Below are 12,586 nucleotides of genomic sequence, written 5' to 3'. Positions count from 1 at the left end.
GTCCGCGTTCGCTTTTAGCGTCTCGTAGAGAGCGTCTTGATTCTGACGAATGTATTCTTCTTCAAACCAATTTTAAAAATGTTGACGACAGATTAAACCTGGAAACCCAGATTTAATCTGAATTACAAATCTTGATCAATGATTCCTTGATAGTCAATCCAAAATCCAAAACTTGTACTGAGCGTTCGCGTAGCGTCTCGTAGAGAAGTCGAAGTATCCAAAATCCAAAATTGTCTGACGGAGTTAAGTCTTTTATGTCATTCGATCACCCAATTACATCTGCATCTTCCGATCAAACTCATGATTTGAAGAACAGTGCTACAAACATCTCTGGTTCGGTCGCAGCTTCAGTCTCTACAGAGCCGAATTCTACTGAAGAAACCTCTACTAAACCTCCCAGAAAGCGGAAAGCATGGCTTTTGGCAATACTTGCTATTCTTGTGATTGGGGGCGGGGGCTTTGTGGCTTGGCGATTGTTAGGCAAGCGAGAAGCCCCGCCACCACAAGCGCCACCTTTTCTTCCGGTGAAGGTGCAGACTGTTGAATCAAGTCAAGTTCAATCTACCTCCGAATTTGTCGGCACATTAGAAGCCCAGCAGCGCGTTTCGCTTCAACCGCAAACTCAGGGGCGAATCGAACGCATATTTGTAGCCAGTGGCGATCGCGTCACCCAAGGAACGCCGATTCTGTCTCTAAGTTTGGATCAAACTACAGCCAATGTCTCCAGCGCCATTGCTACGGTTAACTCCAATCGGGCAGCTGTAGCAACCGCTCAGGCACAACTGGAATCAAAACGAGCCGATCAAGCGAAAGCCGCCGCAGATGTGAAATTACAGCAAGTGCAGTTCAAGCGAACCCAGATGCTTGTAACTGAAGGCGCACAGGCAAGGCAAGAACTCGATATTGCTAAAAATAACCTAGATGCAGCGCTCGCTACCCTAAATGCTGCCCAAAAGCAGGTAAATGCCGGACAAGCTAGCATCAATCAGGCGCAGTCGAACGTGCAGCAAGCCCAGGCTCAAGTTGCCTCAAGTCAAGTTAATCAGAACCAGAAGCAGATAGTTGCACCACTTGATGGTATCGTTGGCGATTTCTCCGTCAAAGTGGGCGATTATGTGAATACTGGCGGCAACTTGACCACAATTACCAAAAATGATCTCCTGGATATGCGAATTTCGGTGCCGTCCAACAATGCTGCCCAATTGCGTCGGGGATTAGCTGTAGAGCTATTGGATGCTAACACAAGTAAGCGTTTAACCACCGGCAGTATTAACTTTATTTCACCGCAAGTGAATACATCTGGTCAATCTATTTTAGTGAAAGCTCGATTTACTAATTCAAATGGCAAATTGCGGGATGGGCAATATGTTCGCGCCCGAATTATTTGGAACCAGCAGCCGGGAATTTTGATTCCGACTCAAGTGGTGAATCGGATTGGCGGACAGAGTTTTGTCTATGTGGTGGAAGAAAACAAGTCAAAGGAAAAGGTGGTAGAAGCAGACAAGTCAAAGGAAAAAGTGGTGGAAGGAGACAAGTCAAAACAAAAACCGCAATTCGTTGTACATCAAAAACCTGTGAAGTTGGGTGAGGTGCAGAACGATCGCTATCCGATTTTAGAGGGAATTAAAGCAGGCGATCGCATAGCGGTGTCTAACATTCTTAAACTGCGCGATGGCGCACCCATCCAACCACAACCTTAGAAGTTAATCCCAATTTGAAAAAAGAATGCGATACATAGTTACGTGAAAGTCATTCTAAGTAAGACTTTCTTAATCCCTTCTCCCAAGGGGAGCCGCTGCGCGAACAGCTTGGTGCAGTCACTCATGGGGGAGACCCCCTTGGCGTTAGCCTCTCCCTTTGGGGGAAGACCGCGCTGCTTCACCAAAATCTAAAATCGTTCGACTGAGCGTAGTCGAAGTCCAAAATCTAAAATGGTATAATTATCATGTCGATCGCAGACACCTTTATCAAGCGACCTGTCTTATCAACGGTTTGCACCATACTAATCTTGCTAATCGGTGGCATCTGTATTCCTTTATTGCCGATTAACAACTTACCGGAAATTGCCCCCATTCAAGTGCAAACCAGCAGCGTCTTTATTGGCGCAGATGCCCAAACCGTTGAAAATACCGTATCAACCGTGATTGAGCGGCAAGTGAACGGGGTTGAGGGGATGCAGTACATGACTTCAAGCAGTGGTAATGACGGCTCCAGCACCATTTCAACTCAGTTTGACCCAACGAGTAACCGTAACATTAACCAAGTTAACGTGCAGAATCGAGCTGCGATCGCCGAACCGACCTTACCCGCTTCGGTGCGGCAAACTGGAGTCACCACCTTAGCACGTTCCAACAGCATTCTGCTAGTTTATGGCTTCTATGCCGAAAATAGCGAGTACGACAACATCTTTTTGAGTAACTATGTTGACCTGTACATCACTGATGCCATCAAGCGCGTCCCTGGTGTAGGAGATACCAGACTGGTTGGGGAACGCCAATATGCGATGCGGCTGTGGCTAGACCCAAACGCTTTAGCCAGTCGGGGCTTGACGGCAACGGATGTCAGCAGTGCCCTAACTTCTCAGAATGTTCAGGTGGGCGCAGGGTCAATCGGTCAAGCGCCCACGAAGGCAAATCAGAACTCGAATTTCCCCCTCCGCATCAATAGTAGATTAAAAGATATCAAGGAATTTGAGAACCTGGTGATTAAGTCCCAAACCGACGGGACGCTGGTTAAACTCAAGGATGTGGGACGAGCCGAGTTAGGAGCGCAGGACTATACAACTTCGGCACTAGTACAAGGCAAAGCGGGTGCTGGCATGTTGATCTATCAACTTCCGGGCAGCAATGCCCTGGATACTGCCAAAGCCGTGGAAGCCAAGATTGCAGAGTTAGAGAAAAACTTTCCCCCCGGTTTGAAAGCCGTCATCTGCTACGACACCACCAAGTTTGTGGAAGTCTCAATTGAAGAAGTGGTCAAGACGCTGATGGAAGCCATCGCCCTAGTGGTGCTGGTGATTTTCGTCTTTTTGCAAGATTGGCGAGCAACGATCATTCCGGCGATCGCTGTTCCTGTATCCTTGGTTGGTGCATTGGCGTTTGCTTATGTCCTGGGCTTCTCGCTCAACACCTTGACTATGTTCGGATTGGTACTGGCAACGGGTCTGGTGGTAGACGATGCGATCATCGTCGTCGAGGGGATTGCTGCCAAGATGGAACAAGGCTTAGACCGACGGCAAGCTGCTTTTGAGGCGATGGAGGAGCTTTCCGGCGCGGTGATTGCCACCTCTTTGGTGTTGATGACGGTATTTATCCCGGTGTCCTTTTTTCCGGGCGCGACCGGTATTATGTATCGGCAGTTCGCACTAATCATTATCTTTTCCATCGGCATTTCTTTATTCAATGCCCTGAGTTTCACCCCTAGTATGTCTGGACTGTTCCTGCATCATGCTGAGGGTGAAGGGCGAGGGCCACTGGGCTGGTTCTTTCGTCAGTTTAACCGGGGCTTTAGCTGGGTACTGAAGCAATACGAGCGTCTGAGCAAGTTCCTGATCCGCATCCGTATGTTCGTAGTCGGGGTATTTATCCTCGGACTTGCTGCTACGGTATTTATCTATATGTCCGTCCCCAGTGGATTTGTACCAGATGAGGATCAAGGCATCATCGTCGGTCTGATTCAGGCTCCCGATGGTGTCTCACTCGCCTCCACCGAAAAAGTGACGCAGACTGTGTATCAAACCCTGAAAAAAGAAGTGCCTGAGATGGCAGCGTCTCTGGTCATTGGCGGCTTTGGTCTAAGCGGCAATGGACCGAATCAGGGGACGTTTTTCTTTAACCTGAAAGAGTGGAAAGATCGCCAGGGTGACAAACATGCGGTTAAGGCGATCGTGCAACGGCTGAATGGCATCTTCGCCCAAAATCAGGATGCAATGATCTTCACTTCTAACCTACCCGCCGTCTCTGGCTATGGCGTGACAGGCGGCTTTGAATTCCAGCTGCAAGACCGCACCAACGGACAACTGAGTATCGATCAGTTTCTGGCGATCGCGCAACAGATGATTGCCAAAGCCAATCAGAACCCCGCCTTGCGCCAAGTCTTCACTCAATTTACCGCCAGCACTCCCCAGTACGAGATTAACATTGACCGCGATCGCTTAGAAGCCCTCAATGTCGATTTTAGTCAGGCAATGAATACTCTGGGCGCTTACATGGGCGGGCAGTATGTCAACGATTTTACCTTCTCCCAGCGCAACTACCGCGTATACATCCAAGCAGATGAACAGTTTCGGAACTCTCCAGACAATATTGGTCAAATTAATGTCCGTTCCAGATCTGGCAATCTGGTGCTACTGAATGAAGTCGCCAAAGTGACTCCGATTACAGGGCCGCAAACCATCAGCCACTTCAACTTATTCGGCTCGATCAAGATTCAAGGCACTGCTGCCCCAGGTTACAGTTCTGGGCAAGCAATTGAGGCGATGCAACAGACGTTTAAGGAGATTGAGCAACCCGGTTTGGGTTACGACTGGACAGGGATTTCCAGAGAAGAAGCCAGGTCTGGCGGACAAACGATTCTGCTCTTTGGTCTTGGTATCGTGGCTGTGTTTCTCATCTTGGCAGCGCAGTATGAAAATTACATCGACCCAATCATCATCCTACTGACCGTACCGTTTGCGATTTTAGGCGCGTTGTTATTCGTCTCAGTGCGCGGGTTGGTCAACGATTTATATTGTCAGGTGGCACTGGTGATGTTGATTGGTTTGGCGAGTAAGAACGCAATTTTGATTGTAGAATTTGCCAATCAATCGCGGGAGAAAGGAATGACCATCGCTCAGGCTGCACTCCATGCAGTTGAACAACGGTTCCGCCCGATTTTAATGACCACAATTGCCTCCCTATGTGGGTTCCTTCCTTTACTACTGTCATCCGGCGCGGGTGCAGCCAGCCGGACGTCGCTCGGGACGGCGGTGTTTGGCGGCTTATTGGTCTCCGTCATTTTCAGCCTACTCTTAGTGCCCGTCCTTTATGTGGTGGTCAAAAATCTCACAGACTTTGCTTCTAAAGGTAAACCTCCCAAGCCACCCCAATCGCCTGAACCTACTCCTGCTGGGGAATTAGCCTCTTTGAATGGAAAAAGTCAAGGAACAGTCGTCAAGTTTCAAGGAGATGCCCCTGCTTAACTACTTGAGAGCGGCGCACCACAGCCTAGGAATGAAACAAACAAGTCAAATCCTTTTTCCTTCTAATTTGTTTCTTGAAAGTGATTAGGATGCGATCGCTCTCAATACAGTTGAGTTAAGCATTTCTTGCTTCTCTTCCTTCTCTTCCTTTGCGACGGCAGTCGCTACAACTCTTGGAACCCCCCTTCGGGTTCACCAGTCGCCTACGGCGGGAAACCCGCCTACAGCGCTGGATTCACCGCAACGCGCTGCCTCTCCTTTGCGGTTCGTTAAAAAAATTGACTTTGACAAAGAGTTTTAGCCTTAACCCAAGCGTATTGCGATCGCTCTCAAGCTTGACTTCCAATACCATTTCTATACAAGTACTGCCCGTGCTTTACAAGACACGAGTCTGTTTGTGATTCAAATTACTCATTCACACGATGCTTTGACACTCTCTTTCTCTAAAGCCACTGAGATTTTACTAACAGAATTAGATTAAGAGTTTAGCCCAATATAATCTCGCTGCGACCGTCAAACGCCGCCTAAACGCTCAAAACAACTACCAACCCAGGTGTCGAAATTGCGCTTACTTTTATTGTTTTCAGTCCTTTCAGAATCCATCACTAAGCCAAGACGCGGTACGCTCAGTCAACCTGCCATTTGCTTGCTCTTTCTCTTCATACTGCCGTTAGAAAATCTAACCGTTGTTTCACAGGAGCCCATCAAACAATGATTAATAATTTCAAACTAAACAATATGAATTTCAAGCGACTCAATCTTAATCAATGGAATCAATGGTTGAATCGTAGGCAGCTTCAGGTTCTAGAAGCAGCTTATAAAGCGGCGCAGAATATTAAAGCGCTGGAAGACAAATATTTTAATGGTGGCAAGATTACCTATGCACCCAATCAAACCAAAACCCTGGTGGAGTACGTGCAGAAAGTTTTGGATCTTTACCTATTTCACGCAATTCTCGGCTGCGGGTTCTGCTATTTATGAACGAATGAATACTTAGAGGGTGTTTATAGAACCCATTTGATATCTTTTTTAGCTGGCAGCTAGTCTTTTGAGCATCAATCTAGATAAAACAAAGCTTGAGCTTGGCATTGGCACGAGCGAGTGTTCGGTCAAAATTTTTGACAAAACTTTTACATCGCTTTACCCAAGCGTTTGACCTTTCAATAACCGATCTAGCAGCAACAGGCACAAAGCCAGATTTTCCAGTAGCTTCTTTTTCAGTTTTTGATGGTTTGGCTGAGAGTTCAAATTGGATTTTGGTGATAATCTGGAGATAAATCTCCTGAATACCCGATTTTCACCCCTTACCTGTTTGAATTCACCTCTTTGTGTCGATTCTACTTGTTCGCCTAAAAAATATCAAATGGGTTCTATAAAACTCTTTTCCTCCCTACCCATGACTCAACAAACTTCTGCAAAAGCAATCGTTGTTTTCGATATTGATGGCGTTGTGCGCGATGTTAGCGGTTCCTATCGCCGAGCGATCGCAGATACGGTAGAATATTTTACTACCCAAGCATATCGTCCAACCCCACTAGATATTGACCAACTGAAGTCTGAAGGCGTGTGGAATAACGATTGGGAAGCATCGCAGGAATTAATTTATCGCTACTTTGAAACCCAAAAACAGACCCGCGAACAACTGCAACTAGATTACAATGCGATCGTTGGTTTTTTTCAATCCCGCTACCGAGGCTCAGACCCAAATAATTTTACTGGGTATATCTGTAATGAACCCTTATTATTACAACCTAGCTATTTAGAGCAACTTACTCAAGCGGGTATTGTTTGGGGATTTTTCAGTGGTGCAACTCGTGCTTCTGCTAACTATGTATTGGAAAAACGGTTGTGCTTGGAATCTCCAGTGTTGATTGCGATGGAAGATGCACCAGGTAAACCTGACCCCACTGGACTTTTTGCCACAGTTCGTCAGTTAGATAATGGAATTGAGCAAAAATTAGCGATCGTGTATGTAGGAGATACGGTAGCAGATATGTACACAATAGCGAAAGCGCGAGGTCTAGATTCTGCTCGCACATGGATTGGTGTTGGAGTTTTACCGCCCCATGTGCAGGAAACAGCAGCGCGGCGTGATGCCTACAGTCAGACACTACAGAAAGCAGGAGCAGCAGTAGTTTTGAATAATGTCCAGGAATTGACCCCAAGGCAGATTCAAAAATTGATGAGTTGATCTGCCCGATCTGTGTTCTAAGATAAATCAAGCGACCCGTGCATGAATAACTAACAGCGATGTGCAACTTATTCTTGGAACCCCGCTTCCATTTTTCTCCCCGTTGGCGGCAGCCTGCCGTTAGGCAAGGGTCGAGAGGCTTTAATTTTTGCTCCCCAACGCTAGTAGGGAAGGGGTTGGGGGTTAGGTTTCAGAGAAAGTCGCACATGGCAACTAGCTGATAACAATCTAGTTTTAATCATTGGGAGATTAATCAAAATGTCTGCACTTAAACTGCCTAATGGCCCTCAAACTCACCCTTGGGTACAGATGTATCAGTGGCTGACTAATCCCTTAGAATACATCGAAGCCTGTGCTAAACGCTATGGTGATATCTTCACCCTTAATCTCGGACAAAATTTTGCTCCTCAAGTTTTCATTAGCAATCCCCAGGCGATTCAGCAGATTTTTACTACAGATCCAAAACAGTTGGACTCTGGTGAGCCAGCAGGGATTAAATCGCCTTTATTAGGACGGCAATCATTACTAGCGCTGGAAGGAAAGCCTCATCAGCGACAACGAAAGCTGTTGACACCACCCCTACATGGGGAACGAATGCTAGCTTATGGTGAGTTAATCCGTAAGATCACAGAGCAAGTGATTAGTCAATGGCAGATTGGAGAAACCTTTACAGTTCTGCCATCTATGCAAGCAATCTCTTTCCAAGTAATTTTGAAGGCTGTATTTGGTTTAGAAGATGGGCCACGTTACGAGAAACTTAAGGAACTCTTGATTGCAATCCTGAATCCCAAATTCCCTATAATTAGAACAATTCTGCTTATTTTCCCATCACTGCGTCAAGATTTAGGAGCGTGGAGTCATTGGGGAAAATACTTGCGTTTACGGCAGCAAATTGATCAACTTATCTACGCCGAGATTAGCGATCGCAAAGCACAACCCGATTCATCTCGAACTGATATTCTATCTTTGATGATGGCTGCTCGTGATGAAGCGGGAGAGCCGATGACAGACTTGGAATTACGTGATGAGTTGATGACCCTATTAGTGGCGGGTCACGAAACTACTGCAACTTCTTTATCATGGGCGCTGTACTGGATTCATCATCTGCCGCAGGTGCGTGAAAAACTGCTACAAGAACTAGATAAGTTGGGTGAACAACCAGATCCAAACGCTATTTTCCGATTGCCTTATTTGAATGCTGTCTGTTCTGAGACGCTACGCCTTTACCCAGTCGCGATATCGGGACTAAGTCGACTGGTCAAATCACCGCTACAAATTGGGGAATACAAGTTTGAGCCTGGGACTTTGCTAATTCCCTCTATTTATTTGACCCATCATCGAGAAGATTTATATCCTGAGTCGAAACAATTTAAGCCAGAGCGTTTTCTGGAACGGCAATTTTCCCCCTATGAGTATTTACCCTTTGGTGGTGGGAACCGTCGCTGTATTGGTATGGCATTTGCCTTGTTTGAGATGAAACTGGTGTTGGCAACAGTGCTATCTCACTGGCAAATGGAACTGGCTGATAATAAACCAGTGCAGGCAGTACGTAAGGGTTTGCTATTTAGCCCAGCCGGTGGTGTGAGGATGGTGGTAAAGGGGAGGCATCTTCAAAATCAGCCCATCCTTCAGACTAGCTCTAGCTCCGTTTAAAGAGTTTTAGAATGCCTTAGATGACTCCCGTAAGGCATATAAGTTGAAAGTGTCAGAACCCTCTTTAAAGGGTTCTTGCCTCACTGAAACCTTGCTCAAACCGTATTTTTTAAGTAGCTCTGTAATTCTTTTAACTCGATTATCCAAATCGTGTACTTCTACAACGACTTGCTTAATCTTCGGCCAATCTTGCTCTTGAATACCTAAAAGCACATCTAACTCACTTCGCTCCACATCCACTTTCAGCAAGTCAATTTGCTGAACATTATACTCGCGGATAATCTCTGATACAGTTCTCAATTGGCAAGTGACTTGTTCCATTTGAAAAACTTTCTCCAATTTGTTATCGATAATAAGCGATCGCAAAAACGACGGCAACCAACGAAGCCAACGGACTTGACTTGGTGCATCTTTGAGATTATTGCGTAGAATAGCATTCTTAAACTTATCTCGTTGCTGCTTTGAACCATCAGGATAAGCGCTAGACAATGCTGTAGCGTTAGGATAATAAGCAAACTTCATTGTTTTAGATTCCTGTGAAAGTCCACAGGGAAACACTTTTATTTGTTCTGGTTCAAAGCGTTGGGCATTAGCTTGTAGAACATCAAAAATGGCAGGAATAGGCTCGAATGCATAAACATTCACATTTGTTTTACACAGATCAAATACCCATAATGTGAATAAACCAATATTCGCACCCACATCAAACACGGTGTCACCTTCGTGTAACTCAATCCCGAATTGGAAATACTCCTGGATTTGCCCATAAATAATCGGTACTTCCTCTTTGCGGATGCAAAATATTTTCATGCCATTAGGAAGCGTATTTTCTGGGATTAAAGTTGGCATAAATAAAATATAGGACTCCTATTTGATTTTTGAAAAAAACTCACTACACCTTTATTTATTCTTCCCTGTTAAGAGGATGTTTGAAAAGTTCTCTTGTCGGTATTAAAAGTTCTAGATCCCTCGAAAGCCCCCTCAAAAACGGGGACTTTGATTCCGGTTCCCCTCTTTTTTAAGGGGAGCCAGTGCGTTGGGCGGCTCCGCCGACTTGAAGCACCTGGCGTGGGTTAGGGGGGATCTAAAAGTGCCTAAAGTCACAGCGAAACACTTTTCAAACAACCTCTAGAGTTCCCTCTCTCTACGAGTGATTCAGGAATCAAATCGGATTGCTATATATGCATAATATTTCATTACTTACTATTGTGTTTCAGCCAAGACAGGCTTACCTGTAGAAACAGCCTGTTCAATAATATCGGCGGCTCGACTTACTCCTCCAGCACGGAGAGTCGCTGCTTGTAATCTGAGGGCATTCTGTTTATAAGATTCTTCTGTCAACACTCGCTTGATCGCATTTTTCAATGTGGGAACATTCAGTTTCTTGAGAGTGATAAGCTCACCCGCACCTGTCCAAGCGATACGCGCTGCTACTCCTGGCTGGTCATTGGCAACTGGAATCGCCACCATTGGCACTCCTTTTTTCACACATTCCATTGTTGTATTCATTCCCGCATGAGTAATCATGAGAGTGGCTTTTTCCAACACTTCTAATTGAGGTGCATACTCAACTACTAAAGGATTTCCTGCTAAGTCTGGCAGTGATTCTGGTTTAGCAGAACCTCCCAGAGAAATCACTAACTGAGCATCCAAATCTTCACAAGCTGAAGCAATAGTCCGAAAAACCCAAATCAGACGATTTTGCAATGTTCCCATCGAAGCGTAAATTAACGGTTTACCCGTCAATTTTTCATAGGGGAAAGAAACAGGGACTCGACTGGCTGAAGTATGATAACTTCCCGTGAAATGGAACCAAGGAGCTAATTCTTCTCTGGGAAATTCAAACTCAGCAGGTGCATTACTTATTTGAGCCAGTGGAGAGTAGCTATCTTTAAGATTAGAGTATAAAGGTAATTTCCACTCTCGACGATATTCATTAATCAAATTTTCAAGTGATTTGACGACGCTATTAAGTAGTGTGTAAGCTATTTGGTTGCGTAAGCGTGCCCATGCAGCTGGGTTATAGTTCCAAGTTGTGATAAAAGGAGGAATGCTAGGTTCTCGATTCAGCACCACAGCGCTGCATACAGTGATGAAAGGAATTCCGAGAAACTCGGCAATTGTCCCTCCCTCTAATGAACTTTGGTTTACTAGCAACGCTTCTACACCTGCGGCTTTCAGTGATGCTGGAGCCTCTTGCAGTGTCACAGATGAAATACGCTTCAGCAATTCAATAGTATGTCGAAATGCAGCCAATCCACGCAGTTGCCCCAACTTGGTAAAAAATTCTGCTGTTGAGCCATAGGGAAAATCTTTTTCACCAATTGATTGGAATTCTATTCCTGCTGCCAGTGCTTTAGGTTGAGTATCGAGTGTTCCGAAGAGGGTGACGCGATGCCCACGCCGTTGAAGTTCCTGCCCCAAGGGAAGCATAGTGTTGAGGGGGCCATTTGTTGCACCAGGACAGATGATGCCAAAATGAGTCATAGTTAATGCCTTTACTTGATTTTCAAGAACTTATCTAAAGCTGTAACTAGGCTGGGCGGCCAACGGCGGATATTTGTTACCCAGTTAATGTCCTTGTAACGGCTATCAAGTCCATAAGCTGCTACCCAGTTACTTTCGGCTTCACCTTGTTCTCCATTTACCCAATATGCAGCTGTGAGGGCAGCACGCACATCAGCAAATTGGGGGTATTTACGGACAATATTCCGCATTTCCCGGATTGCTTGCTCTTTTTGACCTGTTTCATAAAGGGCGAGGGCATAGTTAGCACGGGCGAAGGCAAAATTTGGAGCTATCTCATTAGATTTTTTGTAGTCTGCGATCGCATCTGACCATTTCCCTAAACCAGCTGTGGCATTACCGCGATTATTATACGCCATCGCATCATTAGGATCGAGTTCTAAGACATGATTATAATCTGCGATCGCATCTGACCATTTTCCCAATCCTTCCAACGCCGCACCCCGATTCAAATATGGATCGGTGACATTCGGCGCTAGTTCTATGGCTTTGTTATAATCTTTCAACGCCTCTGGCAATTTATTCTGACTCACCCGCGAATTTCCCCGATTACTCCACGCCCCCGCATTAGTAGGAAATTGCTCAATAATCTTTGTCCAGTAAGTTTCAGCCGTAGCAAAATCACCTTGATTCGTCGCTGTAAACGCTTGATTTGCCCACTCATCACCTTGTTTTAACTGTTCTTGAGTAATGGGCGGTTGAGATTGTGCCATGACTGGAGTACCCCAGCCAAATATAAGTAACAGACTGAGAAAAATACTAATCAACTTAATCATTTAGGTTTACCTGTTTATCTTGAAGATGGGGCATTGGGCATTGGGCATTGGGCATTGGGCATGGGGCATTGGGCATGGGGCATTGGGCATGGGGCAGAGGAGTGGAGGTCAAAGACTCATTAACGGAGTTCAAAGACTCATTCACGAGTATCAAAGACTCGTTGACGAATATCAAAGACTCATTCACGAGTATCAAAGACTCGTGAATGAGTATTAAAGACTCATCCCCAATGCCCAATGCCCAATGCCCAATGCCCAATG

Annotated in this window: 9 protein-coding genes; 5 read left to right on the top strand and 4 right to left on the bottom strand. The window is 45.6% G+C overall.

The window, feature by feature from the left end:
* Window positions 1–254: 254 nt before the first annotated feature.
* The 5 genes from PUQ00_RS21595 to PUQ00_RS21570 all read left to right on the top strand — a co-directional run bounded on the left by PUQ00_RS21595 (window position 255) and on the right by PUQ00_RS21570 (window position 9,023).
* The gene (locus PUQ00_RS21595) at window positions 255–1,700 is read left to right on the top strand and encodes an efflux RND transporter periplasmic adaptor subunit (protein ID WP_300420563.1); all 1,446 of its coding nucleotides are present in this window, start codon (window positions 255–257) and stop codon (window positions 1,698–1,700) included.
* Between the two features lie 245 nt (window positions 1,701–1,945).
* The gene (locus PUQ00_RS21590; protein WP_300420560.1) at window positions 1,946–5,179 is read left to right on the top strand and encodes an efflux RND transporter permease subunit; all 3,234 of its coding nucleotides are present in this window, start codon (window positions 1,946–1,948) and stop codon (window positions 5,177–5,179) included.
* 711 nt (window positions 5,180–5,890) lie between these two features.
* A complete protein-coding gene (locus PUQ00_RS21585) occupies window positions 5,891–6,160 on the top strand; it encodes a hypothetical protein (RefSeq protein ID WP_300420557.1) in 270 nt (89 codons plus the stop codon).
* A 415-nt stretch (window positions 6,161–6,575) separates the two neighbouring features.
* A complete protein-coding gene (locus PUQ00_RS21575; protein ID WP_300420566.1) occupies window positions 6,576–7,370 on the top strand; it encodes a TIGR01548 family HAD-type hydrolase in 795 nt (264 codons plus the stop codon).
* Between the two features lie 258 nt (window positions 7,371–7,628).
* Complete coding sequence (locus PUQ00_RS21570) at window positions 7,629–9,023, top strand: cytochrome P450 (RefSeq protein ID WP_300420556.1); 1,395 nt, start codon at window positions 7,629–7,631, stop codon at window positions 9,021–9,023.
* A gap of 6 nt (window positions 9,024–9,029) precedes the next feature.
* On the opposite strand, the gene PUQ00_RS21565 is transcribed toward PUQ00_RS21570, so the two are convergent.
* The 4 genes from PUQ00_RS21565 to PUQ00_RS21550 form a co-directional block, all read right to left on the bottom strand.
* Window positions 9,030–9,872 carry an FkbM family methyltransferase gene (locus PUQ00_RS21565; protein ID WP_300420554.1) on the bottom strand — a complete coding sequence of 281 codons (843 nt, stop codon included), beginning with the start codon at window positions 9,870–9,872 and terminating at the stop codon, window positions 9,030–9,032.
* A gap of 354 nt (window positions 9,873–10,226) precedes the next feature.
* Entirely contained in the window at window positions 10,227–11,510 is a 1,284-nt protein-coding gene (locus PUQ00_RS21560; RefSeq protein ID WP_300420552.1) for a glycosyltransferase, read from the bottom strand.
* An 11-nt stretch (window positions 11,511–11,521) separates the two neighbouring features.
* Entirely contained in the window at window positions 11,522–12,325 is an 804-nt protein-coding gene (locus PUQ00_RS21555; RefSeq protein WP_300420549.1) for a tetratricopeptide repeat protein, read from the bottom strand.
* Window positions 12,318–12,584, bottom strand: a complete 267-nt coding sequence (locus tag PUQ00_RS21550) for a hypothetical protein (protein ID WP_300420546.1) — start codon at window positions 12,582–12,584, stop codon at window positions 12,318–12,320. Before PUQ00_RS21550 ends, PUQ00_RS21555 begins: the two co-directional genes overlap by 8 nt.
* Window positions 12,585–12,586 lie beyond the last annotated feature (2 nt).

The sequence above is a fragment of the Nostoc sp. S13 genome (genome assembly GCF_029379315.1).
In the GTDB taxonomy this organism is placed as follows: Bacteria; Cyanobacteriota; Cyanobacteriia; order Cyanobacteriales; family Nostocaceae; genus Nostoc.
Note: the sequence above shows the minus strand (reverse complement) of the source record. Positions and strands in the feature narration are given on the sequence as shown.